The 23,445-nt window shown below is 67.1% G+C and carries 23 protein-coding genes; 21 read left to right on the top strand and 2 right to left on the bottom strand.

The genetic code is table 11. From position 1 onward, the window contains the following. Positions 1-1,888: methyl-accepting chemotaxis protein (locus Q0Q02_RS03715; protein ID WP_293807000.1), on the bottom strand; the 1,888-nt coding region annotated here is incomplete at its 3' end. A 294-nt stretch (positions 1,889-2,182) separates the two neighbouring features. On the opposite strand from Q0Q02_RS03715, the gene hslV reads away from it, so the two are divergent. The 19 genes from hslV (at position 2,183) to Q0Q02_RS03810 (ending at position 19,862) form a co-directional block, all read left to right on the top strand. Next, complete coding sequence (gene hslV, locus Q0Q02_RS03720) at positions 2,183-2,752, top strand: ATP-dependent protease subunit HslV (RefSeq protein WP_293807002.1); 570 nt, start codon at positions 2,183-2,185, stop codon at positions 2,750-2,752. Between the two features lie 38 nt (positions 2,753-2,790). Beyond that, a complete protein-coding gene (gene hslU / locus Q0Q02_RS03725; protein WP_293807004.1) occupies positions 2,791-4,101 on the top strand; it encodes an ATP-dependent protease ATPase subunit HslU in 1,311 nt (436 codons plus the stop codon). Between the two features lie 98 nt (positions 4,102-4,199). Further along, positions 4,200-4,442 carry a transcriptional regulator gene (locus Q0Q02_RS03730; RefSeq protein WP_293807006.1) on the top strand — a complete coding sequence of 81 codons (243 nt, stop codon included), beginning with the start codon at positions 4,200-4,202 and terminating at the stop codon, positions 4,440-4,442. Continuing rightward, positions 4,439-4,753 carry a type II toxin-antitoxin system RelE/ParE family toxin gene (locus Q0Q02_RS03735; RefSeq protein ID WP_293807008.1) on the top strand — a complete coding sequence of 105 codons (315 nt, stop codon included), beginning with the start codon at positions 4,439-4,441 and terminating at the stop codon, positions 4,751-4,753. Before Q0Q02_RS03730 ends, Q0Q02_RS03735 begins: the two co-directional genes overlap by 4 nt. Positions 4,754-4,769: 16 nt before the next feature. Further along, the gene (gene murJ, locus Q0Q02_RS03740) at positions 4,770-6,323 is read left to right on the top strand and encodes a murein biosynthesis integral membrane protein MurJ (protein WP_293807010.1); all 1,554 of its coding nucleotides are present in this window, start codon (positions 4,770-4,772) and stop codon (positions 6,321-6,323) included. 46 nt (positions 6,324-6,369) lie between these two features. Beyond that, the gene (gene trpS, locus Q0Q02_RS03745) at positions 6,370-7,431 is read left to right on the top strand and encodes a tryptophan--tRNA ligase (RefSeq protein ID WP_293807011.1); all 1,062 of its coding nucleotides are present in this window, start codon (positions 6,370-6,372) and stop codon (positions 7,429-7,431) included. A 72-nt stretch (positions 7,432-7,503) separates the two neighbouring features. Next, a complete protein-coding gene (locus Q0Q02_RS03750) occupies positions 7,504-7,998 on the top strand; it encodes a universal stress protein (RefSeq protein ID WP_293807013.1) in 495 nt (164 codons plus the stop codon). Positions 7,999-8,206: 208 nt separating this feature from the next. Continuing rightward, positions 8,207-8,767, top strand: a complete 561-nt coding sequence (locus Q0Q02_RS03755; protein ID WP_293807015.1) for a NifU family protein — start codon at positions 8,207-8,209, stop codon at positions 8,765-8,767. 178 nt (positions 8,768-8,945) lie between these two features. Beyond that, positions 8,946-9,632, top strand: a complete 687-nt coding sequence (gene tsaB / locus Q0Q02_RS03760) for a tRNA (adenosine(37)-N6)-threonylcarbamoyltransferase complex dimerization subunit type 1 TsaB (RefSeq protein ID WP_293807017.1) — start codon at positions 8,946-8,948, stop codon at positions 9,630-9,632. 53 nt (positions 9,633-9,685) lie between these two features. Then, positions 9,686-10,183, top strand: coding sequence for a GNAT family N-acetyltransferase (locus Q0Q02_RS03765; RefSeq protein ID WP_293807018.1), 498 nt, complete (start codon positions 9,686-9,688; stop codon positions 10,181-10,183). An 82-nt stretch (positions 10,184-10,265) separates the two neighbouring features. Continuing rightward, the gene (locus Q0Q02_RS03770) at positions 10,266-11,066 is read left to right on the top strand and encodes a lysophospholipid acyltransferase family protein (RefSeq protein ID WP_293807019.1); all 801 of its coding nucleotides are present in this window, start codon (positions 10,266-10,268) and stop codon (positions 11,064-11,066) included. A 106-nt stretch (positions 11,067-11,172) separates the two neighbouring features. Continuing rightward, positions 11,173-12,543: a tRNA (N6-isopentenyl adenosine(37)-C2)-methylthiotransferase MiaB gene (gene miaB / locus Q0Q02_RS03775; protein ID WP_293807021.1), complete on the top strand. Its 1,371-nt coding sequence runs from the start codon at positions 11,173-11,175 to the stop codon at positions 12,541-12,543. 249 nt (positions 12,544-12,792) lie between these two features. Next, complete coding sequence (locus Q0Q02_RS03780; RefSeq protein WP_293807023.1) at positions 12,793-13,899, top strand: PhoH family protein; 1,107 nt, start codon at positions 12,793-12,795, stop codon at positions 13,897-13,899. Further along, positions 13,896-14,468: an rRNA maturation RNase YbeY gene (gene ybeY / locus Q0Q02_RS03785; protein ID WP_293807025.1), complete on the top strand. Its 573-nt coding sequence runs from the start codon at positions 13,896-13,898 to the stop codon at positions 14,466-14,468. Before Q0Q02_RS03780 ends, ybeY begins: the two co-directional genes overlap by 4 nt. 10 nt (positions 14,469-14,478) lie before the next feature. Next, positions 14,479-15,468: a hemolysin family protein gene (locus tag Q0Q02_RS03790; RefSeq protein ID WP_293807027.1), complete on the top strand. Its 990-nt coding sequence runs from the start codon at positions 14,479-14,481 to the stop codon at positions 15,466-15,468. Beyond that, positions 15,468-17,063, top strand: a complete 1,596-nt coding sequence (gene lnt / locus Q0Q02_RS03795; RefSeq protein WP_293807029.1) for an apolipoprotein N-acyltransferase — start codon at positions 15,468-15,470, stop codon at positions 17,061-17,063. Before Q0Q02_RS03790 ends, lnt begins: the two co-directional genes overlap by 1 nt. Before the next feature lie 118 nt (positions 17,064-17,181). Beyond that, entirely contained in the window at positions 17,182-17,595 is a 414-nt protein-coding gene (locus Q0Q02_RS03800; protein WP_293807031.1) for a helix-turn-helix transcriptional regulator, read from the top strand. Between the two features lie 129 nt (positions 17,596-17,724). Continuing rightward, positions 17,725-18,957 (top strand): methionine adenosyltransferase, encoded by a 1,233-nt coding sequence (metK, locus tag Q0Q02_RS03805; protein ID WP_367275012.1) that lies wholly within the window; start codon positions 17,725-17,727, stop codon positions 18,955-18,957. Positions 18,958-19,166: 209 nt separating this feature from the next. After that, complete coding sequence (locus Q0Q02_RS03810; RefSeq protein ID WP_293807035.1) at positions 19,167-19,862, top strand: tRNA (guanine(46)-N(7))-methyltransferase TrmB; 696 nt, start codon at positions 19,167-19,169, stop codon at positions 19,860-19,862. Here the strand turns inward: Q0Q02_RS03810 and Q0Q02_RS03815 are convergent. Beyond that, positions 19,837-20,925, bottom strand: a complete 1,089-nt coding sequence (locus tag Q0Q02_RS03815; RefSeq protein WP_293807036.1) for a DUF2336 domain-containing protein — start codon at positions 20,923-20,925, stop codon at positions 19,837-19,839. The two genes, Q0Q02_RS03810 and Q0Q02_RS03815, sit on opposite strands and share 26 nt — an antisense overlap. A gap of 219 nt (positions 20,926-21,144) precedes the next feature. On the opposite strand from Q0Q02_RS03815, the gene rimP reads away from it, so the two are divergent. After that, on the top strand, positions 21,145-21,840 hold the full coding sequence (rimP, locus tag Q0Q02_RS03820) for a ribosome maturation factor RimP (protein WP_293807038.1): 696 nt from the start codon (positions 21,145-21,147) through the stop codon (positions 21,838-21,840). Between the two features lie 5 nt (positions 21,841-21,845). Beyond that, the gene (nusA, locus tag Q0Q02_RS03825) at positions 21,846-23,438 is read left to right on the top strand and encodes a transcription termination factor NusA (protein ID WP_293807040.1); all 1,593 of its coding nucleotides are present in this window, start codon (positions 21,846-21,848) and stop codon (positions 23,436-23,438) included. Positions 23,439-23,445: the final 7 nt, after the last annotated feature.

Consider the following 23,445-nt stretch of genomic DNA (forward strand, 5'->3'; position numbering starts at 1 on the left):
TCGCTTCGCGGCCGGTGCGGAAGGCCGCGACCAGGGCGTTGAGCTGCTCGATCCGGCCGGAGAGCGAATTGGCCGAGGCCGCGCTCTGCTCGGACAGGGCCGCGTTCTGCTGCGTCATCTCGTCGAGATGGGCCACCGCCTGGCTCATCTCATCGATGCCGTTGGCCTGCTCGCCGGACGCCGCCGAGATGTCGGCGATCGTCGCCGCGACCTTCTGCGAGGCCGCCAGGATGCGCGCCAGCTGGTCGCCGGCCTGGCGCACCAGCTTCACGCCTTCGCCGACCTCGGTGTTCGACGAGGAAATCAGCGCCGAGATGTCCTTGGCCGCCTCGCCCGAGCGCTGCGCCAGCGTGCGGACTTCCGAGGCCACCACGGCGAAGCCCTTGCCGGCCTCGCCGGCTCGGGCCGCCTCGACCGCGGCGTTGAGCGCCAGCAGGTTGGTCTGGAAGGCGATGTCGTCGATCACCCGGATGATGTCGGAGATCTTCTGCGAGGCGCTCTCGATCCGGGCCATGGCGTCGACCGCCTGGCCGGCGATCATGCCGCCGCTTTCGGCCGCCTGCATCGCCTCGTCGGCGATGCGCGCGGCATCCTTCGAGGCCTGGGCCGAGGCCTTGACCGAGGCTGCGAGCTCCTCGGTCGTGGCCGCGGTCTCCTCCAGCGAGGAGGCCTGCTCCTCGGTGCGCTTCGACAGGTCGTCGGCGCCCATGTTGATCTCGCGGGCGGCGAGGCCGACATCGGCCGAGGTGGTCTGGATCGTCGCGACCGTGTCCGAGAGACGGTCCACCGTCTCGTTGATCGCGCCCTTGAGGTCGGCGAAGCGGCCGCGATAGGCGGTCTCGACCCGGTGGGTCAGGTCGCCGCCCGCGATCGCCGACAAGGCCCCGGCGAACTCTGTCGTCGCACCGTCAACAACCGCGTTGATCTCGTTGATGCCGGCCACCAGCCGCTGCATCTGTTCGTCGGCATCGTCGATCTGCAGGCGTGCCGAGAAATCGCCGGCCGCGGCTGCGGCAACGACTTCGCCGACATCGGAGACCACGGCTTCCATCGACTGCGCCCGCGCAAGGCGCGCCGCAGCGGCAGCGCGCTCCTGCTCCTGCAGCAAGGCGACCTGCTCGGTGCTCTCACGCAGTACGGAGACCGCGCGCGCCATGGCGCCGATCTCGTCCTCACGTTGGGCATGAGGAACATCGATCCGCGTATCGCCGGCCGTCAGCTTCTCCATGACCTGACTCAGGTCGAGGATCGGCCGGGTGATCGAGCGCTGCGCGAAGACGAGCGCGACACCGACGGAAACCAGGAGCGTCGTCAGCAGAACGATCGGCAACAGCCACTGGACCTGCCGGGTGAAGGCGGTCGCCTCGTCGCTGATTGCGATGCTGGCTTTTTCCACGCGCTGGCTGAAGCCGCTCAGCACGTCGTTCAGGGCCTTGCGATTGGCGCGATTGGCCTCGTTGTTACCTTGTTCGTTCGCTGCCGCTGGCGAAACCTCGCGACCGAGGCGCACGGTCTCGGCCCGGAAGGTAATGAATTCCTCGACCGCCTTGGCGATCTGCCCGACCGTCTCGCGTTCTTCCGCCGGGGCGGTCTTCTGGAGGTCGGCCGTGAACTTGCGCAGGACCGGGAAGCGATCCTCGACCCCTTTGACGAAAGGCTCGGCCTCCTTGCTGGTCTTTGCCATGTAGATGCCACGCGAATCCATCACCACGGCCGTGACCACGCCGTTGATGCGTTGGGTGAGCAGCGCGACATTGCCCTGGATCTCGGAGCGCGTGTTCAGATCGTCGGCCTTGTACAGGCCATAGATACTGATGATCGCCGACAGAATGGCGCCGCCGGCGACGATGGCCAGCATGGCAAGGATTTTCAGGCGAATGGATTTCATGAGTGGCCCCGGGCGGCTTCCCGACAGTGGAAGCCGATCTAAACCCTGACCTTTGGGCGGAAATCATAAAAAACTGCTTAAAAGTTTAGCACTTTGGCAAGTTCCACTTCTGCTGCCGCTGCATCACGAAAGCTGACATTCGTCTTCGATAATCCATGACAACACAGCTTATGATTTACGCTCAACCTCTGGGCCGCCGGGGTGGCATGCCGGCCTGCCCCTTGATAGAGCGGCCTCGCCTGAACATGTTTGGCGTCATCCGCCGCCCCGTCCCGATCTCCGGTTAGCCATCTCATGTCCGAAAACAGCAATGCCCCCGTGATGCACGCCACCACCATCCTGATGGTGCGCAAGGGCGGGCGCGTCGTCATCGGCGGCGACGGCCAGGTCTCGCTCGGCCAGACCATCATGAAGGGCAATGCCCGCAAGGTCCGCCGCCTCGCCAAGGGAGAGGTCATCGCCGGTTTCGCCGGTGCCACGGCCGATGCCTTCACCCTGTTCGAGCGCCTGGAGAAGAAGCTCGAGCAATATCCAACCCAGCTGCTGCGCGCCTGCGTCGAGCTCGCCAAGGACTGGCGCACCGACCGTTACCTGCGCCGGCTGGAGGCGATGCTGCTCGTCGCCGACAAAGAGGTCTCGCTCCTGATTTCCGGCACCGGCGATGTACTGGAGCCGGAAGCGAGCGAGCACGGTGCGGTCATGGCGATCGGCTCCGGCGGCAATTACGCCCTCTCGGCCGCGCGTGCCCTGATCGATGTCGAGCCCGATGCCGAGGCGATCGTGCGCAAGGCGATGAAGATCGCCGGCGACATCTGCGTCTACACCAACCATTCGCTCGTCATCGAGACGCTCGAAACGGCCTGACGTTCTCGTCAGGCCCGTTCACCGGATATAGTATTGCCATGACCAGCTTTTCCCCCCGCGAGATCGTTTCCGAGCTCGACCGTTTCATCGTCGGCCAGAAGGACGCCAAGCGCGCCGTTGCCATCGCCCTGCGCAATCGCTGGCGCCGCCAGCAGCTCGAAGGGCCGCTGCGCGAGGAGGTCTCGCCGAAGAACATCCTGATGATCGGGCCGACCGGCTGCGGCAAGACCGAGATCGCCCGGCGCCTGGCGAAGCTCGCCAACGCGCCCTTCCTCAAGGTCGAGGCGACCAAGTTCACCGAGGTCGGCTATGTCGGCCGCGACGTCGAATCGATCGTGCGCGACCTGCTGGAGGTTGCGATCGCACTGGTGCGCGAGAGCCGGCGCAAGGATGTCCAGGCCAAGGCCCATGTCGCGGCCGAGGAGCGCGTGCTCGATGCCCTTGTCGGCGCCAATTCCAGCCAGGCGACGCGCGATTCCTTCCGCCGCAAGCTGCGTAACAACGAGCTCGACGACAAGGAGATCGAGGTCGAGGTGGCCGCTGGCGCCGGCGCGACTGCGCCGATGTTCGAGGTTCCCGGCATGCCCGGCGCCTCGATCGGTGCGATCAACCTCTCCGACATGCTCGGCAAGGCCTTCGGCCAGAAGGGCAAGCCCAAGCGCGTTCTGGTCAAGGATGCCTACCAGCCGCTGCTGGCCGAGGAGAGCGACAAGCTGATCGATCAGGATGCGATCATCCAGGCGGCGATCCGCGAGGTCGAGGAGAACGGCATCGTCTTCCTCGACGAGATCGACAAGATCTGCGCTCGCGAGGGCAAGGGCGGCGCCGATGTCTCGCGCGAGGGCGTGCAGCGCGACCTGCTGCCGCTGATCGAGGGCACGACGGTCGCGACCAAGCATGGCGCGGTAAAGAGCGACCATATCCTCTTCATCGCGTCGGGTGCCTTCCACGTCTCGCGGCCTTCCGACCTGCTGCCGGAACTGCAGGGCCGCCTGCCGATCCGCGTCGAGCTCAACCCGCTCGACATCGAGGATTTCAAGCGCATCCTGACCGAGACGGAAGCCAGTCTGATCAAGCAGTCGGTGGCGCTGATGGCGACCGAGGAGGTCACGGTCACCTTCACGCCGGATGCGATCGACGCCATCGCGCGCATCGCTGTCGAGGTGAATTCCACGGTCGAGAATATTGGCGCCCGCCGGCTCCAGACCGTGATCGAGCGCATTCTGGACGAAATCTCCTTCACGGCGCCGGACCGCTCCGGAGAGGCGGTGACCATCGATGCCGCCTATGTCGAGGCCCGCATCGGCGACCTCGCCAAGAACGCCGACCTGAGCCGGTTCATTCTCTGACGAGAGCGTGAGCTAGCCAGCGCGGCCGTGGCTTCTGTCTTCAAGATTGTGTATCTTGAAGACAGAAGGGAGCCGCAACCATGACACGCACGACGACCATGACGGTGCGCATCGGCAGGACGCTGAGCGAGTTTGTGGCGGGCAAGGTCGGCGATGACGGTCCTTATGAGAATGTCAGCGAATATGTCCGCGACCTGATCCGACGCGACAAAGAACGGGCGGAAAGCGAGGCTTTCGAGCGGCTCAAGGCCGAGCTGACTCATGCCTTCGCCGCTCCCGATTCCAGTTACCAGCCCCTGACGGCAGCGGACGTGATTGCGCGCAACAAGGCGCGGACGTGACGACTGTTCGAATCCAGGAAGCGGCGTCGCGTCGTCTGGACGACATTTATCGGTACACCCTGGAGCAGTTCGGTGCCGCTCAGGCTGCACGCTATATCGAGGAGCTCTTCGAGGCCTTCGGCAAGATCGCGACGCATGGCGCGCTCTCCCGCCCGGTGCCGGCAGCCTTTGGCGTCGACGGTTTTACGTTCCGCTATGAAAGCCATGTCGTGTATTGGCGCAGGCTGTCGAATGGCGATATCGGCATCGTGACGCTTCTTCACGAACGCATGCATCAGATCGATCGGTTCCGCGAGGATTTCGGATTGTGACCGGGAATCCCCTGCCATGAGCGAACCGCCTTCCCGCCTCGCTCGTGATTCCGCCGTCGTCGGCGCGGCCACGATCGCCTCGCGCCTGCTTGGTTTCGCCCGCGACGTCCTGATCGCGCGGTTGCTCGGGGGCGGGCCGGTGGCCGATGCCTTCCTGGCAGCCCTGCGCCTGCCCAATCTCGTGCGGCGCGTGCTGGGAGAGGGCGGGCTCAACGCGCCTTTCGTGCCGCTCTATCTCTCCATCAAGGGCGAGCGTGGCGAGGCTGCAGCGCGCCGTTTTGCCGGCGAGGCGGCAGGGCAGATCGGCATGCTGCTGCTGGTTCTGGTCGGCCTGGGCGAACTGTTCGCGCCCTGGCTGGTGCTCGGCCTAGCTGGCGGCTTCGCCGATGCACCGGAAACCCTGGCGCTCGCGGCGTCCTATACGCGATTGATGCTGCCTTTCCTGTTCCTCACCACGCTTGCAGCCATGTTGGCGGCGCTGCTCAATGCCGAGAAGCGCTTCGCCGTCGCGGCGCTCGCTCCGGCGCTGATGAACGCGATCCTGCTGGTCGTGCTCCTGCTGCTGCATGCGAGCGGCGCGCCGCCGGAAGCCGGCGCGCGCTGGCTTGCGCTCTGCACCAGCCTGACCGGCCTCGCCCATCTCGTCATGATTCTGCTCGCCTTACGCGGCCCCGGCCTGCCACGCCTGAGCTTGCGCTGGTCGCCGGACATGACGCGGCTCGTCCGTACAGGCGGTGCGACCTTGCTCGCCGCTTCCGCCGCCCAGCTCGTCCTGCTGGTCGCGACGCAGATCGCCTCGACCGGCCCGGGGGCTGTCGCTGCGCTCTACTATGCCGATCGCGTTTTCCAGCTTCCGCTCGGCTTCGTCGGCGTCGCGATGGGCACCGTCGTGCTCTCCGACATGGCGCTGGCGGCAGATCGCGAAGGCCCCGATGCCATGCTGGGTCAGGCTCTCGCACTGGGCCTCGCGCTCGCCTTGCCCGCTGCGACAGCGCTTGTGGCGTTGGCCGAACCGATCGTTTCGGCGCTGTTCGAATATGGCCGCTTCGATGCCGGCGATCGCGCCCGCACGGCGGCGGCGCTCGCTGCCTTCGGCTACGGCCTGCCCTTCGCCATTGCCGCAAAGGTCTTCGGCCAGGTCTATTTCGCCCGCCGCGCGCCGCGCCTGCCCTTGATCTCCGGCGGACTTGCGGTGCTCGTCGCTGCGTTGATCGGGTTCTGCCTGGCGGGCGAGGGCAATGCAGCGGGAATGGCTGCTCTCGCCGCGAGCTTTGCTTTCGTGGCGCAAGCTTGCCTGCTGGGCGGAATGCTGCTGCGCGATGGCATCTGGCGTCCGAGCGTCGGCAGCTTGCGGCCGATCGCCGCCGGCGTTGCCGCCAGCGCGATCATGCTGGCCGTGCTGGAACTGCTGCTCAGGTTGCTGAAGGGGCCGCTGGCCTTCGATCAGCCGGCCCTGCACCGGGTCGGAGCGCTCGGCCTGCTCTGCCTTGCGGGGCTTGCGAGCTATGGCGCGGCGGGCTGGTCGCTCGGTGCGTTCGGCGCTCTCCCCTTGCGCAAGCGGCGGGGTTGAGCCAGAAGCGCCGCTTCCCTTCTCCATCGTGACGACGGAGCGCCCCATGTCGGGTTTTCATCAGCGCGTATTCTCAGGCATGCAGCCGACCTCGACGCTGCATCTCGGCAACTATCTGGGCGCGCTGACCAACTGGGTGGCGATGCAGGATACGCATGAGTGCATCTATTGCGTCGTCGACATGCACGCGATCACCCAGGGGCTCGACGTCTGGGGCGGCCCGAAGGTGCTGACGGGCGCGATTCGCGAGGTCGCCGCCGCTTACATCGCCGCTGGCGTCGATCCGAAGAAGAGCGTCATCTTCAATCAGAGCCAGGTCGCCGGCCATGCCGAACTGGCCTGGGTTTTCAACACGGTCGCCCGGCTCGGCTGGCTGAACCGCATGACGCAGTTCAAGGAGAAGGCCGGCAAGGACCGCGAGAACGCCTCGGTCGGCCTCTATGACTATCCGGTGCTCATGGCCGCCGACATCCTGCTCTACAAGGCGACGCATGTCCCGGTCGGCGAGGATCAGAAGCAGCATCTCGAGCTCACCCGCGACATCGCCCAGAAGTTCAACAACGACTTCGCGGAGCGGATCGCGGAACTCGGACTTGGGACGGGCGAGCAGGGCTACTTCCCCCTGTCGGAGCCGATCATCATGGGGCCGGCGCAGCGCGTGATGAGCCTGCGCGACGGCACCAAGAAGATGTCGAAATCGGACGCGTCCGACTATTCGCGCATCAACCTGACCGATGATGCCGAGGCGATCGCCCAGAAGATCCGCAAGGCCAAGACCGATCCGGAGGCGCTGCCCTCCGAGGAGAAGGGCCTGGAAGGTCGTCCGGAGGCCGAGAACCTCGTCGGCATCTATGCCGGCCTCTCCGGCACCTCGAAGGACGCCGTGCTCAAGCAGTTCGGCGGCGGCCAGTTCTCCGGCTTCAAGGCGGCGCTGGTCGATCTCGCGGTCGAGAAGCTCGCGCCGATTGCCGACGAGATGCGCCGCCTGCTGGCGGATCCCAGCCATATCGACGCGATCCTCGGCGAAGGGGCGGCCCGTGCCGATGCGATCGCGGCGCCGATCATGCGCGAGGTCAAGGACATCGTCGGCTTCGTCCGCAGCCGGTGACGCAGGGTGCACTTGCGTCGGGATGCCGGCGCAGGCCACCATGCCCGCCCCTGAAGCGCGGCAGGACAGTTCATGGTCAAGAGACGGCGCTCCTACGAGACGGGCCATCGCCCGAAATTTCTCGCCGTGGTCGATGGCAGCGAGGAAAGCGCCAAGGCGATTCGCTTCGCCGCGCGCCGCTGCGCCCGTGTCGGCGCGGCGATCGTTCTGCTAGGTGTCGCCACCCCGCCCGAGCACGAGACCTGGCTCGGCGTCGGCGAGGTCATGCAGGCCGAGGCCGAAGCCGAGGCCGAGAAGCGCCTTGAAACCGCTGCCGCGGCGGTGCGGAGCCTTGCGGGGCTTGAACCCGAGAAGGTCGTGCGCGTCGGCAACAAGGCCGACGAGCTCGTCAAGCTGATCGAGGAGGACGAGGATATCTCGCTGCTCGTGCTTGCGGCCGGCACCGGCCGCGAGGGGCCCGGTCCGCTCGTCAGCGCGCTCGCCGGCAAGTCCTCGGCGAGCTTCCCGATCCCTGTCGCCATCGTGCCGGGGCATCTGGAGGACGAGGAGATCGACGCTCTCGCCTGACGTGCCGCATCCCGTCATTGCGAGCGCAGCGAAGCAATCCAGGGGGACTGGGTCGAACCGTTTAGCCCAGCCCCCCTGGATTGCTTCGTCGCTGCGCTCCTCGCAATGACGATTCGTGTCCTCCCTTCGCGCTGGAATGATTCCAGCCGGCAGCCTATATCGGAGCCAGGAACGGCGACCTTGAATCGCCGGTACCGGAGGCAAGTCCATGTTCATCCAGACCGAAGCCACGCCGAATCCGGCGACCCTGAAGTTTCTTCCCGGCCGCGCCGTCATGCCGGACGGCACGCTCGACCTGCGCGATGTCGCCGACGCCGAGCGTTCGCCGCTGGCGCAGCGCCTGTTCGGCGTCTCCGGCGTCTCCGGCGTCTTCCTCGGCTCCGATTTTATCACCGTCACCAAGTCGGACGGCGAATGGCCGCATCTGAAGCCCGCGATCCTCGGCGCGATCATGGAGCATTTCATGTCGGGCGCCCCGGTCCTCGCCGCCGGTTCGGCTGCAGACGTGATCGAGGAGGGTGAGTTCTTCGACCCCGCCGACGCGCAGACCGTCGAGACGATCAAGGACCTGCTCGAGACCCGCATCCGTCCGGCGGTGGCCGGCGATGGCGGCGACATCACGTTCCGCGGCTATCGCGACGGCACGGTCTACCTGGCGATGAAGGGCTCCTGCTCGGGCTGCCCCTCCTCGACCGCGACGCTGAAGCACGGCATCCAGAACCTGCTGCGTCACTTCCTGCCGGATGTGCGCGAAGTCGAAGCCGTCTGATCACTTAACCCATCTCCGCGCCGTCATCCCGGGCGGAGCGAAGCGGAGACCCGGGATCCATGCCGGAGCAGATCGAGGATAGGTTCAGGCATGGATCCCGGATCGGCGCGGCGTTGCCGCTTGTCCGGGATGACCGCGTATTTCCTGGGTACTTGAGAATAGGCCGAGTTCTGCCCTGATGCGCATTCTCGCGATCGATACCGCGCTCGGCGCCTGCTCGGCCTGCGTGCTGGACACCGACGACATGGTGAAGCCCCTGGCGGTCGAGCAGCTCGCGATGGATCGCGGCCATGCCGAGGCGCTGATGCCGCTCGTCGAGCGCGTGATGAAGAATGTCGAGGGCGGCTTCGGCTCGCTCTCGCGCGTCGCCGTGACCGTTGGCCCCGGCAGCTACACGGGCCTGCGCGTCGGCGTCAGCGCGGCGCGCGCCATCGCCTTCGCGGCCGGTATTCCGGCTGTCGGCGTCACCACGGTAGCCGCTTGCGCTGCGCCCCTGATCGGGCGCGAATCCGGCCGCGTCATCGCCGCTGCGCTCGATGCCAGGCACGGGCAGGTCTGGTTCCAGGCTCTGACGGCCGAGGGCAAGCCGCTGGTCTCGCTCCGGCAGGTCAGCTATCGCGACGCGGCCCGTGCCATCGGCGCCGGCCCCGTCAGCCTCGTCGGCTCCTCGGCTCTGGCCGTCGCCAACGAAGCCTGGGCGATCGGGCTCGATGCGCTGGTGATCGACGATGCCAAGGCGCCCGATATCGCCTGGGTCGCCCGGTTGGGCTTCATCGCGGATCCTGAAAGCGCCCCACCCCGGCCGCTCTACCTGAAGGCGCCCGAGACGACGCCGCAGGACAAAGCCCGTTTGCCGCGCCGGTGAGCTTGTCCCCCAAATGGTGGTTGCCGCTGCGTCAGTCCGTGCGAACAGGTGGCATGGCCTGGCTGCACAAACTGCTTCGTCCTGATTCGGTCCCGCTCCGGACGATGCGGCTCGATGCCGGCCATGCCCTTGATGTCGCGAGACTGCATCATCAGGGCGGTTTCGCCCGTGGCTGGGAGCCGGCCGAATGCGCGGCGCTGATCGCCGATGCGGCGGTCGCGGCCGACGGTGTCTTCAGCGGCGGTGGCCATCATCCCGAGGGTTTCGTCATCTCCCGCAAGGCCGCCGACGAGGCGGAGATCCTGAGCATCGTGGTCGCACCGGCCCGCCGCCGCGACGGTTTTGGCAGAGCGTTGCTGGCCGCACATCTCGCGCGACTGGCCGAGGAAGGCGCGGTCCAGGTCTTCCTCGAGGTCGAGGAGGGCAACTTGCCGGCGGAGCGGCTCTACCGCCATTTCGGCTTCCGTGAGGTTGGCCGGCGCAAGGGCTACTACCCCAAGCCGGATGGCACGCGCGCGACCGCGATCGCGATGCGGCTCGATCTCGCGTGACAACACGGCCCAATCGCGCCATTGACGGCACTCTGACTTCCCATGAGACCATTCTTTCGTCGATGACCGGACACGCCTCAGCATGAACGGACTCCGCTTCGGCGCGCTCGCCCGTCTGGCGATGCTGTGCACCGGCACGCTCGGGCTCGTCCTCGCCCAGCTCGTCGTCATGCGGGCCCTGCCGTCGCGGCGCGGGGCCTTGCCGCTGCGCTTCCATCGCCTGACCTGCTGGTGCCTCGGCGTGCGCAGACAGGTACGCGGCGCTCCGCCACCGGCAGGAACCGGGGCGCTGATCGTGTCCAACCACGTTTCCTGGCTCGATATCGGCGTCATCGGCGCCGAGCGCGAACTGGCTTTCGTCGCCAAGAGCGAGGTGGGCACATGGCCGGTGGTCGGTTTCCTCGCCAATCTCCAGCGCACCCTCTACATCGACCGGCAGCGCCGTGGGGCCACCGCCGGCGTTGCGGCGACGATGGGCGAGCGCATCGCCAATGGCGAGGAGGTCGTGCTTTTCGCCGAAGGCACCACCGGCGACGGCACGCGCATCTTGCCCTTCCGCTCCTCCCTGCTCGGCGCGGCGCATCAGGCGATGGGTGATGCCACGGCGGACGTCACGGTCTATCCGCTGACCATCACCTATACCGGCTGGCAGAACCTGCCGGGCGGACGCGTCGGCCGGGCGGCGCTCGCCTGGTATGGGGACACGGAACTCTGGCCGCATCTCAAGCATGTGCTGGACTGCGGCGCGATCGATGTCGAACTGGTCTGGGGCGAGCCGATCGTGATGGGTCGCACGACCTCGCGCAAGGAAGCGACGCGGCTCGCCGAAGCCTCGGTGCGCAAGGCCCGGCGTCAGGCCGTCACCGGCCGCTCCGAGGAATGACGCCGGTTGGTCCGCTGCTTGCTTCTCCTGCCTCTGCGCCCCGCGGCCGTTCCCAAGGCGCCCGATCCGCAGTAAAGGATGCGTTTTGGAGACCCGATCCGCCCCGATGAAGAAAGTCCATATCAAGTCCTTCGGCTGCCAGATGAACGTCTATGACGGGCAGCGCATGGCCGACATCCTGAGCCATCAGGGCTATGAGGAGACGGCCACGCCGGAGGGCGCGGATCTCATTCTGCTCAACACTTGCCATATCCGCGACCGGGCCGTGCAGAAGGTCTATACGGAGCTCGGCAAGCTCCGCGACATCAAGAAGGCGCAGGGCGCCGAAGGCCAGGAGACGAAGATCGTCGTCGCCGGCTGCGTCGCCCAGGCCGAAGGCGGCGAGATCCAGCGTCGCCAGCCCGCCGTCGATCTCGTCGTCGGTCCGCAGGCCTATCACCGCCTGCCGGAATTGCTGGCTGAAGCCGGCAAGCGCCGCGTCGTCGATACCGACCTGCCGGTCGAGGACAAGTTCGGCTTCCTGCCGGCGCCGAAGCGGCAGGCGATTCTGGCACGCGGCGTCTCGGCCTTCGTGACGGTGCAGGAAGGCTGCGACAAGTTCTGCGCCTTCTGCGTCGTACCCTATACGCGCGGCGCCGAGTTCTCGCGGCCGGTCGCGCAGATCATGGCCGAGGTCGAACGCCTCGCCGAGGCCGGCGTGCGCGACGTCACCCTGATCGGCCAGAACGTCAACGCCTATCATGGCGAGGGGCCGGACGGCGCCGTCTGGAGCCTGGCGCGCCTGATGCATCGCGTCGCCGATGTGCCGGGCATCGCCCGCATCCGTTATACGACCAGCCACCCCCGCGACATGGACGATGACCTGATCGCCGCCCATCGCGACCTGCCGCAGGTGATGCCCTTCCTGCATCTGCCGGTGCAGGCGGGCTCGGACCGCATCCTCGCCGCGATGAACCGCAAGCATACCGGCGACGAATATCGTCACCTGATCGATCGCATCCGCGAGGCCCGGCCCGATATCGCGCTCTCCTCGGATTTCATCGTCGGCTTCCCCGGCGAGACCGATGCCGATTTCGAGGACACCATCCGCCTCGTCGACGAGATCGGCTTCGCCTCCAGCTATTCCTTCAACTATTCGCCGCGCCCCGGCACGCCGGCGGCCGAGTTGCAGGCGCAGATTCCGCGCGAGTTGATGAACGAGCGGCTCTACCGTTTGCAGGAGCGCATCGAGCATCACCGGCAGGCCTTCAACCGGGCCATGGTCGGACGGACGGTGGATGTCTTGCTGGAAAGGCCTGGACGGTACCCCGGACAGCTTGCCGGCAAGTCGCCCTACCTGCAGGCTGTGCAAATCGAGAGCGATGCGAATCAGATCGGCGATATCGTGCGGGTGGTGATCGAGAAGACGAGCACGAATTCCCTGTTCGGCCGGCTGGTGGAAGCCGGAGAACCCGATGGAAAGGGCCTGGCCGCTTGAGCGTGCCCGGTCCCATGACCATTTGCGAGGGACGGGCGGCGGCCTGTCATCAGGCTGAGATCGTTGCGTCCGGTTATGCTGCGAGACGATCCGGCCGGGCGCTCCTGCCCAGCTGGAACAGGCGCCGGGGCCAGACCATCGGCCACCCCGGCCTGACGAGAGGCGACGCATTTGGCACAGGCTGACTCGACGCAAAGACCCGACCGGAACCCGCGGCGCGATCTGGCGCCCGCCCGCCCCGAGGGCGGCGTGCGCGAAAGCGCGGGCCGCGAAGGGCTTGCGGCGACGGAGGTCGTGCTCTCCTTCGAGGACAACCGCCTCGCGAGCCTCGTTTTCGGCCAGTACGACCAGAACCTCGCCCATCTCGAGCGGCGGCTCGGCGTCGTGGTCAGCCCCAACGGCAATCACGTCACCGTGAAGGGCGCCCGCGAGACGGCCGAGCAGGCCGGGCGCGTGCTGAAGACGCTCTATGCCCGTGCCAAGGCCGGCGCGCCGGTCACGCTTGGCGAGGTCGACGGCGCGATCGAGGAGAGCAATGTCCAGCGCTCGCTCTTCCCGACGACGGATGCTGGCAAGGCCTCCTTCGATGCGGTCGTGACCCGCAAGCGCGGACCGGTCAGGGCGCGCAATGCGGCACAGGACGCCTATCTGCGCCAGCTGAAGCGTCACGAACTGGTGCTCGCCGAAGGTCCGGCCGGTACCGGCAAGACCTGGCTCGCGGTCGGGCACGCCGTCTCGCTGATCGAGCAGGGCGTGGTCGAGCGCATGATCCTGTCGCGTCCGGCGGTGGAGGCGGGCGAGCGGCTCGGCTTCCTGCCCGGCGACATGCGCGAGAAGGTCGATCCCTATCTGCGCCCGATCTACGACGCGCTGAACGACTTCATGGAGGCCCGCCATGTCGAGCGCGGCCTGCAGACCGGCATGATCGAGATCGCGCCGCTCGCCTTCATGCGCGGCCGCACGCTCTCCAATGCCGTGGTGCTGCTCGACGAGGCGCAGAACGCGACCTCCATGCAGATGAAGATGTTCCTTACCCGCCTGGGCGAGGGCTCGCGCATGATCATCACCGGCGATCCCTCGCAGATCGACTTACCCGCAGGCCAGCGCTCCGGCCTGGTCGAGGCCGTCAAGCTGCTCAAGGATGTCGAGGGCGTCGGCTATGCCCGCTTCGAGGAGGGCGACGTCGTCAGGCATGAACTGGTGCGGCGCATCGTCATGGCCTATGAGAGCGCTGCGCGCCATGAGCGCGCGGAACGGGAAGAGCGCTTGCGCAATCCCGAAACGCCCCCGGACCTCAACCGGGAAGGCGACAGCGAAGGGCTGAAGCGGATGTTGGCGCGGGAGCGGCCGCGATGAACGATCGACCTCGTGGGCGGCGCTCAGTGCCGCCACCCGAGAAGACGTCTCCGGAGATTCATCTCGACCTCAGGGCGCAATCGCGCCGCTGGCATGAGCTTGGCAAGCTGCCGGGCCTGCGGGCGCTGCTGAACGAGGCGCTCGAGGCCGGGATCGCGGTGTCTCCGCGCAAGCCCATGCCCGGCGCCGAGCTCAGCCTGCTGCTGACCGATGACAAGCGCATCCGCATCGTCAACCGCGACTGGCGCGGCTTCGACAAGGCGACCAACGTGCTCTCCTTCCCGGCCGCACCGCCGGAGCGCATCGCGCAGAGTCCGCTGCTCGGCGACATCGTCATCGCCTACGAGACGGTGCTGCGCGAGGCCGAGGCGGAATCCAAGAGCGTGGCGGATCATCTGCGCCATCTCGCGATTCACGGCCTGCTCCATCTCCTCGGCGAGGATCACGAGACCGAGGCCGAGGCGCGCCGCATGGAAGCGCTCGAAGTCGCGGCCCTCGCCCGTCTCGGCGTGTCCGACCCCTATGCCGGTGCCGAGCTTGTCACGGCGCCCAGCCCTTCTTCCGCGTAAGCCCACGACCATGAGCGACGACAGTCGACAATCCCAGAACGAAACCGCCGGCCGCGGCCTCGGCCACTGGCTCGGTCAGTTCCTCGAACGCCTCGGCCTGCGCGCCGGTGGCACCGCGCGCGAAGAGATCGTCGAGGCCCTGGCCGAGGAGAATGGCGAACTCGCCGACCTCTCCGTCCAGGAACGTGCGATGCTCAGCAATGTGCTGAGCCTGCGCGAGCGCCGTGTCGGCGATGTCATGATACCGCGCGCCGATATCGTCGCCGTCCCCTCCGAGGCGACGCTGGACGAATTGCTCGCGCATTTTCGCACCGCCGGCCATTCGCGCCTGCCGGTCTTCGACGATACGCTCGATGATCCCCGCGGCATGGTCCATATCCGCGATTTCCTCGAATACATCGCCGAGAAGGCCCGGCCCGGGGAGAATGATCTCTCGGAGGAGAGCGGCAAGCTCGCCGTTCCGCACACGCTCTCCGCCGTCGATCTCTCGACACGGCTCTCCGAGACGAAACTGCTGCGCCCCGTCCTCTACGTTCCGCCCTCGATGCCGGCGGTCGATCTCTTCGTCCGCATGCAGGCGACCCGCACCCATATCGCGCTGATCATCGACGAATATGGCGGCACCGACGGTCTCGTCTCGATCGAGGACCTGATCGAGATCGTCGTCGGCGATATCGAGGACGAGCACGATCTCGAGGAGACGCCGATCGTCCCGGCCGGCGAGAACCGTTTCACGGCGGATGCCCGCGCGACGCTGGCCGAGCTCAAGGCTGCGACCGGCGTCGACCTCTCCGGGAACGAGGTCGCCGACGACATCGACACGCTGGGCGGGCTGATCGTCACGCTCGCAGGCCGCGTGCCGGCCGTGGGAGAGACGGTGAAGGGGCCGGAAGGCCTCAGCTTCGAGATTCTCGATGCCGATCAGCGCCGCGTGAAGCGCCTGACCATCCATTGCCACAGCGAACCCGCGACCGAAGAGCCGGCGATGGAGTCGGGCTGATGGCGTTGGCGCGGGTCGCCGAGGCCGTCATCCTGGGCTGGGGTTGGCGGAAGCGCCTGATCGCGCTGATCGCCGGTGCGAGCGGCGCGCTCGCCCTGCCTCCGCTCGATCTCTGGCCACTCATCGTCGTGCCGATGACCGTCGCGGTCTGGCTGATCGACGGCGCCGTCGGCACCAGTGCCTGGCGCCGGTTCCGGGCCGGTTTCGCGGTCGGCTGGTGGTGGGGCTTCGGCTTCTTCCTCGCCGGATTGTGGTGGCTCGGTGCCGCCTTTCTGGTCGAGGCCGACAAATTCGCCTGGGCGATGCCGCTTGGCGTCGTCGCTTTGCCGGCCTTCCTTGCCATCTTTCCGGCGAGCGCTTTCGGCGTCGCGCGGCTGGTCTGGCCCAAGGGTGCCGGGCGCATCCTCGTGCTCGCCGCGATGCTGGGACTCAGCGAGTGGCTGCGCGGCCATGTCCTGACCGGCTTCCCCTGGAACGTCTACGGCATGATGCTGGCGGGCGAGATCCATCTCGCGCAGGCTGCATCGCTGACCGGGCTCTACGGCCTGACCCTGTTCGCGGTGGCGATCGGCGCGGCTCCGGCCGTGCTCGGAACGGCACGGACCCCGGCGGGGCACTCTATGCCGCCGCTTTTGGCGCTTGCGATGCTGGCCGGCCTCTTCGCGTTCGGATACGGGCGCGTGCCGGCCGGCCCTTCGCCGGTCGTTGCGGGGGTGAAGCTGCGGCTGATGCAACCCAACCTGCCGCAGGATGCGAAGTTCAACGGCCGGAACGGCGAGGCGATCCTCAACGGCTACCTGGCGTTGAGCGACCGGGCGACCAGCCCGACGACGCCCGGCCTGCAGGGCATCACCCATCTGATCTGGCCGGAATCGGCCTTTCCCTTCCTGCTCGGCCGCACGCCCGGCGCCCTGTCGCGCATCGGCGCGGTGCTCCCGCCCGACGTGACGCTGATCACCGGCGCGGCGCGCGCCGGCGAGATGCTGCCGGGTGAGAGCCGGCCGCCGATCTACAATGCGATCCAGGTGGTCGATGACGAGGGCGTCATCGTCGCGAGCTACGACAAGGTCCACCTCGTCCCCTTCGGCGAATACCTGCCGCCCTTCCTGGACACGCTGATCCGTGGCGCCGGCCTGTCGCAATTCGTCTCGATCCCCGGCGGTTTCGCATCGGGGCGTGCGCGGGCGCCGCTCGCGATCAAGGGGTTGCCGACCGCGGCGCCGCTGATCTGCTATGAAGCGGTCTTTCCGGGTGAGGTCGCCGGGCGCGGCCCGCGTGCCGGCTTCTTCCTGAACGTGACCAATGACGGTTGGTTCGGCCAGACCAGCGGGCCCTACCAGCATTTTGCGCAGGCCCGGCTTCGCAGCATCGAGGAAGGCCTGCCGTTGGTGCGCGTCGCCAATACCGGGATTTCCGGGGTGGTCGACGCTTACGGCCGGGTCGTGGCGAGCCTGCCGCTCGGCGTGGAAGGCGTGCTCGACGCGACATTGCCGCGCGCCGGGCCCGTCACCCTCTATGGGCGGGCGGGGGATATCGTCTTCGCCGGGCTCTTGTTTCTCTTCCTCGCGGCTTCCCGTCTTCGGGCGCGGGAATGATCCCAAGTGGGACTTTTTGGGTAGACCACCTGCCAAGCGTATAATACATGACGGCTTCCGCGCGCCGACCAGGATGGCGGCTCCTGGTCATGACACTGATGCCTAAGCAGGGTGAATCATGATCAAGAAGGTCCCGAATCCGATCGACAAGCATGTCGGCAGCCGCGTCCGCATGCGTCGAATGCTCGCTGGAGTCAGCCAGGAGAAGCTGGGCGAGGCGCTGGGGCTGACGTTCCAGCAAGTGCAGAAATACGAGAAGGGCTCCAACCGCATCAGCGCGAGCCGCCTGCAGCAGATCGCCAAGATGCTCGACGTGCCGGTCTCCTTCTTTTTCGACGGTGCTCCGACCGGGGACATGCCGGAACCTGGCTTCGCCGATTCGGCCGCGACGACCTATATCTCCGAATTCCTCACCACCAGCGAAGGCGTGCAGCTCACCAAGGCCTTCACGCGGATCAAGAGCGGTCGGGTGCGGCGGCGAATTATCGATCTCGTCGAGGCTCTGGCCGAGGAAGACGCCGGAACAGCGTGATATCATCCTCGTTTCGTTCGATGTGACGAACGATCCTCCCGATAAGCGGATTTTTGCGCTTGACGGCGAACGCGTCCGCTGCAATGACGGACCGTTCATTGGGCTGGCGTCGCTGCGCCGGCCTTTTCCATGTGCCGATTCAGGGAATCCCCGACCGTGTCACGCCAGAATTACCTGTTCACCAGCGAGTCCGTCTCGGAGGGGCATCCCGACAAGGTCTGCGATCGCATCTCCGACGAGATCGTCGATCTGTTCTTCAAGGAAGCAATCAAGGCCGGCTATGAGCCCGCCAAGGTCCGCGTCGCCGCCGAGACGCTGGCGACCACCAACCGCGTGGTGATCGCCGGCGAGGTCCGCACCCATCTCGACGAGAAGCAGATCAAGTCGAAGGTGAAGTCGGCCGCGCGCAAGGCGATCCGCAACATCGGCTACGAGCAGGACGGCTTCCACTGGAAGAAGTGCAAGATCGACGTGCTGTTGCATCCGCAGTCCGCGGATATCGCGCAGGGCGTGGACGAGTCCGGCAACAAGGATGTCGGCGCCGGCGACCAGGGCATCATGTTCGGCTATGCCAGCCGCGAGACGCCCGAGCTGCTGCCCGCCCCGATCTACTACGCTCACAAGATCCTCGAGACCCTGACGCTCGCCCGCAAGAAGGGCGAGGGCGACGCCGCCAAGCTCGGCCCGGACGCCAAGAGCCAGGTCACCGTCAAGTACGAGAACGGCAAGCCGGTCGGCGTCACCCAGATCGTGCTCTCGACCCAGCATCTCGACGAGAGCCTGACCTCCGCCGACGTCCGCAAGATCGTCGAGCCCTATATCCGCCAGGCACTGCCGGATGGCTGGATCTCCAAGGACACGGTCTGGCACATCAACCCGACCGGCAAGTTCGTCATCGGCGGCCCGGACGGCGATGCCGGCCTCACCGGCCGCAAGATCATCGTCGACACTTATGGCGGCGCGGCGCCCCATGGCGGCGGCGCCTTCTCGGGCAAGGACCCGACCAAGGTCGACCGTTCGGCGGCCTATGCGGCGCGCTATCTCGCCAAGAACGTCGTCGCGGCCAAGCTCGCCGACCGCGCCACGATCCAGCTCTCCTACGCCATCGGCGTCGCCAAGCCGCTGTCGATCTATGTCGACCTGCACGGCACCGGCAAGGTCGACGAGGCCAAGCTCGAGGACGTGCTGGGCAAGCTGGTCGATCTCTCGCCGAACGGCATCCGCAACCATCTCGGCCTCAACAAGCCGATCTACGCCAAGACCTCGGCTTACGGCCATTTCGGCCGCAAGGCCGGCCGCGACGGCTCCTTCTCCTGGGAGAAGACCGATCTCGTCGACGTGCTGAAGAAGGCCGTCGCCTGAGACCGACCGTGAGGTCATGAATGGAAAGGCCGGGGTTCGCCCGGCCTTTTTTCTTTGACTTGGTGGATAAGGTCGCTGAAACACCCCCGTCATCCCGGGCCTGACCCGGGATCCATCGTAAGGCTTCGCAGCTCTGTGATGGATTCCGGATCTCCGCTTCGCTGCGTCCGGAATGACGGCTCTATCGGACAAGCGATACGAAGACGATCATGACCTACAGCCCCGATCATGACGACCGCGCCTTCTACGGCCGCCGCAAGGGCAAGGCCCTGCGCGACGGCCAGAGCCATCTGATGGAGCATACGCTGCCGCGTCTGCGCTTGCCGGAAGGCGAGATTGCCGACCTCAAGGTGTTGTTTCCGCAGCCCGTCGAGGCGGTCCGGCTGGAGATCGGCTTCGGCGGCGGCGAGCACTTGTTGATGCGGATGCGCGAGAGCCCCCAGATCGGCTTCATCGGCGTCGAGCCCTTCATTAACGGCATGGCCAAGTTCCTGGCGGTGGCCGAGCGGGAAGGGCTGACCAATATCCGGGTCTGGGACGACGATGCCGCGCTCATGCTGCCCCGCTTCCCGGCCGGCAGCCTCGATGCGATCGACCTGCTCTACCCCGATCCTTGGCCGAAGCGCCGTCAGCGCAAGCGCCGCTTCGTCTCGGAGCACACGTTGGGCCTGTTTGCCCGTGCGCTGAGGCCCGGCGGACGCTTCCGCTTCGCCAGCGATATCGACGACTATATCGGCTGGACCCTGTCGCGCCTGATGGCCTCGCCTGATTTCGACTGGACCGACGAGCGGCCGGGCGACTGGCGCACGCCCTATCCCGGCTGGATCCGCACCCGCTATGAGGCGAAGGCGGTCCGCGAGGGGCGCATCTCCAGCTATCTCACGGCTTTGCGTCGCGCATCCTGAGGAAGCCGAGCACGCGCTGGGCGGTGCCCTGGGCGAGGTTGCGGAAGCTTTCGCGGGCGCGCTCGACCGCGGCCTGCGACTTGCCGAGATCCTTGCGCAGCGAGATCAGCGCCGCGGTGGTTTCCCAGGACCAGCCGAGCGCGCGGGCCACAAGCAGGACGGCCTCGCGGTCGCTGCCGAGGATGATCTGCTCGCTCGCCGGCAGGCTGAGCTGTGCCAGCACGGCGACGCCGCAGGTCGCATGCTCGGTCGCGCCCTCGCGGGCGTAAGTGCGGACCTTGGCCTCGTCGAGCTGCCCGGCTTCGTTGAGTTCGCGGATTTCGACGAGGGCCGCGCTGATCGCACCGAGCTCACCGGGCATCTGGCCGCCGGCGGCGATGGCATCCGCCCCGCGCTCGACCGCGCTGTCGACATCGCCGACCAAGGTCGGCTCCAGTCCTTCGCTGAGCCGACGACGGGCGGAGTTCTTGGCGGCGGTCATGAGCTGGGCGACGAGCTCGGCCGGAATGTCGCGCCGCAAGCCCAGCGTGGCCTGGAGCGCATCGTCCTGCGCCGCCCGCATCACCAGCACGCCCATGCCGTGGTGGGAGAAGCGCGCGGTCTGGTTGGCGGCGACGGCATGGGTCACGACGCGTCCGCCGCGCAGGATCAGGAAATCGGTCACGGGTTCGCCGAGCTCGGCCCGCTCGGTGATGGCGAGCATATGGTCGCGCCCCTTGGCAGCCGAGATGGCAACGAGATCCTGGTCGGAAAGGCGCGGCGACTGCACCAGCACGGCGCGCGCCACGGCGATCTCGTCGAGGGCGAGCTGGCGGATGACGCCGCTCGGCGCATTCGGAACCGGCGCGATCCGCTCGGACAATTCGACACGGGCCCGCAACTCGATGGCGCGGGACAGGCGTCCGATCACCACGTCGAAGACGCCGATCTGCTCTTCGTCCATATGGACGGCCGTGGCCAGGAACAGGTCCGTCAGCCGCGAAAGGATGTCGGCGCGCTCGTCGCTCGAGCCGCGCAGCATCGTGGATTCGAGATCTCGCAGCAGCGAGCCGACCGCACTCATACCAAGTCCTCAACCGGTATCCCGTTGCGTAACCTGGCACGCGAAGGATGACCATTGGGTTAGCGCCGCCGCAACCGAGCTTGCATATCGGGGCGATGCGGACTAAATAGCGGCAACAGCTCTGGTATCGGTTAACGCCGATGATCAAGAGCGGGCCCACCGGCCCGCTCTTTTTTATTGGCCGCGACCCGCCGGAGGCAGACGGAACGGTCTCAGGCCATGAGTGAACCCACCCACGAGCCGACAACGGCACCCGATCAGGAACCCCGCCTCGTCGTCGAGGGCGGCGTGGCGGCGCGCGTCGCTGCGATCATCGAGCCGGCGATCGTCGATCTCGGCTACCGGCTGGTGCGCGTGCGCGTCACCGGTCAGAACGGCTGTACCGTGCAGATCATGGCCGAGCGGCCGGACGGCACGATGAATGTCGAGGGTTGCGAGGAGATCAGCCAGGCGGTCTCGCCGGCGCTCGACGTCGACGACCCCATCCAGGCGGCCTATCATCTCGAAGTGTCGTCGCCGGGCATCGACCGGCCACTGGTGCGCGCCAGCGATTTCGAGCGCTGGGCCGGCCACCTCACCAAGATCGACACGAGCGAGCCGGTCGCCGGCCGCAAGCGCTTCCGTGGTATCCTGCGCGGCGCGGCCGGCCAGGATGCACTGCTGACGCGCGACGACGCCAAGACCGAGGAAGAGCGCGACGTCGCGATTCCGATGCGCGCGATCGCCGAGGCCAGGCTCGTCCTGACCGACGCGCTCATCACCGAGGCGCTGCGCCGCGGCAAGTCCGGCCTGCCGCCGGAAATGCCGCCGGCCGATGACATCGCCAGCCCGAAGAAGGGCCGAGGGAAATCGCTGGGGCCGCGGCCGAAGAAGGCCGACACGCAGGCCCCGCAAGAAGACAACGAAGAGGAGTGAGCGTCATGGTCGTCAGCGCCAACCGGCTCGAACTGCTGCAGATCGCCGACGCGGTCGCCCGCGAGAAGTCGATCGACCGCCAGATCGTCGTCGATGCGATGCAGGACGCCATCGCCAAGGCCGCCCGCTCGCGCTACGGCATCGAGACGGACGTCCATGCCGAGATCAACACCAAGACCGGCGAACTGCGTCTCGCCCGCCATCTCCAGGTCGTCGACACCGTCGAGAACCCGGCGATCGAGATCACGGTCGACGAGGCCAAGCGCCATAATCCGGCTGCGCAGGTCGGCGACGTCATCGCCGATCCGCTGCCGCCTTTCGATTTCGGCCGCATCGCCGCCCAGTCGGCCAAGCAGGTCATCGTCCAGAAGGTGCGCGAGGCCGAGCGCGACCGCCAGTATGACGAGTACAAGGACCGCATCGGCGAGATCGTCAACGGCGCGGTCAAGCGCGTCGAATACGGCAATGTCTTCGTCGATCTCGGTCGTGGCGAAGCCATCATCCGTCGCGACGAGATGATCCCGCGCGAGACCTTCAAGGTCGGCGACCGCGCCCGCGCCTATGTCTACGACGTGCGCCGCGAGCCGCGCGGCCCGCAGATCTTCCTGTCGCGCACCCATCCGCAGTTCATGGCCAAGCTCTTCGGCCAGGAAGTGCCCGAGATCTATGACGGTATCGTCGAGGTGAAGGCCGTCGCCCGCGATCCCGGCTCGCGCGCCAAGATCGCCGTGATCTCGCGCGATTCCTCGATCGATCCGGTCGGCGCCTGCGTCGGCATGCGCGGCTCGCGCGTGCAGGCCGTGGTCGGCGAGCTCCAGGGCGAGAAGATCGACATCATCCCGTGGTCGCCGGATGTCGCGACCTTCGTCGTCAACGCGCTGCAGCCGGCGGAAGTCGCCAAGGTCGTGCTCGACGAGGAAGCCGACAAGATCGAGGTCGTGGTTCCCGACGAGCAGCTCTCGCTCGCCATCGGCCGCCGCGGCCAGAACGTGCGCCTCGCCTCGCAGCTCACCGGCTGGGATATCGACATTCTGACTGAAGCTGAGGAGTCCGAGCGCCGCCAGAAGGAATTCGTGCAGCGCACGGATCTGTTCATGAACGCGCTGAACGTCGACGAGACGGTCGGCCAGCTCCTGGCCTCTGAAGGCTTCCGCAATGTCGAGGAGCTCGCCTATGTCGACCTCTCCGAGCTCGCCTCGATCGAGGGCTTCGACGAGGACACCGCCGGCGAGATCCAGAGCCGCGCGCAGGAGCATCTCGCCGCCGTCGAGGCCGAGCTTGACGAGAAGCGTCGTGCGCTCGGTGTCGAGGACGCCTTGCGCGAGGTCGATGGCGTCACCACTTCCATGATGGTCGCGCTCGGCGAGAACGATGTGAAGAGCGTCGAGGATCTCGCGGGCTGCGCCACGGACGATCTCGTCGGCTGGACCGAACGCAAGGACGGCGAGACCACCCGTCACTCCGGCTATCTCGACGGGTTTGACCTGTCGCGTCAGGACGCGGAAGCGATCATCATGGCCGCGCGCATCCATGCGGGTTGGATCGAGGCGCCGGCCGATGAGCCTGAGGCGGAAGCCGACGAGGCGGCCGAGGCCTGAGCGGGAT

Source organism: uncultured Allobosea sp. (assembly GCF_945956895.1).
Lineage (GTDB): Bacteria > Pseudomonadota > Alphaproteobacteria > Rhizobiales > Beijerinckiaceae > Allobosea.

What these genes read in the sequence shown, in the direction of transcription:
- Q0Q02_RS03755 (WP_293807015.1), top strand. Translation starts at nt 8,207, where the DNA reads ATGTTCATCCAGACCGAAGCCACGCCGAATCCGGCGACCCTGAAGTTT.
- trpS (WP_293807011.1), top strand. Translation starts at nt 6,370, where the DNA reads ATGTCGGGTTTTCATCAGCGCGTATTCTCAGGCATGCAGCCGACCTCG.
- murJ (WP_293807010.1), top strand. Translation starts at nt 4,770, where the DNA reads ATGAGCGAACCGCCTTCCCGCCTCGCTCGTGATTCCGCCGTCGTCGGC.
- metK (WP_367275012.1), top strand. Translation starts at nt 17,725, where the DNA reads ATGTGCCGATTCAGGGAATCCCCGACCGTGTCACGCCAGAATTACCTG.
- nusA (WP_293807040.1), top strand. Translation starts at nt 21,846, where the DNA reads ATGGTCGTCAGCGCCAACCGGCTCGAACTGCTGCAGATCGCCGACGCG.
- lnt (WP_293807029.1), top strand. Translation starts at nt 15,468, where the DNA reads ATGGCGTTGGCGCGGGTCGCCGAGGCCGTCATCCTGGGCTGGGGTTGG.
- rimP (WP_293807038.1), top strand. Translation starts at nt 21,145, where the DNA reads ATGAGTGAACCCACCCACGAGCCGACAACGGCACCCGATCAGGAACCC.
- Q0Q02_RS03770 (WP_293807019.1), top strand. Translation starts at nt 10,266, where the DNA reads ATGAACGGACTCCGCTTCGGCGCGCTCGCCCGTCTGGCGATGCTGTGC.
- tsaB (WP_293807017.1), top strand. Translation starts at nt 8,946, where the DNA reads ATGCGCATTCTCGCGATCGATACCGCGCTCGGCGCCTGCTCGGCCTGC.
- Q0Q02_RS03730 (WP_293807006.1), top strand. Translation starts at nt 4,200, where the DNA reads ATGACGGTGCGCATCGGCAGGACGCTGAGCGAGTTTGTGGCGGGCAAG.
- Q0Q02_RS03800 (WP_293807031.1), top strand. Translation starts at nt 17,182, where the DNA reads ATGATCAAGAAGGTCCCGAATCCGATCGACAAGCATGTCGGCAGCCGC.
- Q0Q02_RS03810 (WP_293807035.1), top strand. Translation starts at nt 19,167, where the DNA reads ATGACCTACAGCCCCGATCATGACGACCGCGCCTTCTACGGCCGCCGC.
- Q0Q02_RS03790 (WP_293807027.1), top strand. Translation starts at nt 14,479, where the DNA reads ATGAGCGACGACAGTCGACAATCCCAGAACGAAACCGCCGGCCGCGGC.
- hslU (WP_293807004.1), top strand. Translation starts at nt 2,791, where the DNA reads ATGACCAGCTTTTCCCCCCGCGAGATCGTTTCCGAGCTCGACCGTTTC.
- ybeY (WP_293807025.1), top strand. Translation starts at nt 13,896, where the DNA reads ATGAACGATCGACCTCGTGGGCGGCGCTCAGTGCCGCCACCCGAGAAG.
- Q0Q02_RS03750 (WP_293807013.1), top strand. Translation starts at nt 7,504, where the DNA reads ATGGTCAAGAGACGGCGCTCCTACGAGACGGGCCATCGCCCGAAATTT.
- miaB (WP_293807021.1), top strand. Translation starts at nt 11,173, where the DNA reads ATGAAGAAAGTCCATATCAAGTCCTTCGGCTGCCAGATGAACGTCTAT.
- Q0Q02_RS03815 (WP_293807036.1), bottom strand. Translation starts at nt 20,925, where the DNA reads ATGAGTGCGGTCGGCTCGCTGCTGCGAGATCTCGAATCCACGATGCTG.
- Q0Q02_RS03765 (WP_293807018.1), top strand. Translation starts at nt 9,686, where the DNA reads ATGGCCTGGCTGCACAAACTGCTTCGTCCTGATTCGGTCCCGCTCCGG.
- hslV (WP_293807002.1), top strand. Translation starts at nt 2,183, where the DNA reads ATGTCCGAAAACAGCAATGCCCCCGTGATGCACGCCACCACCATCCTG.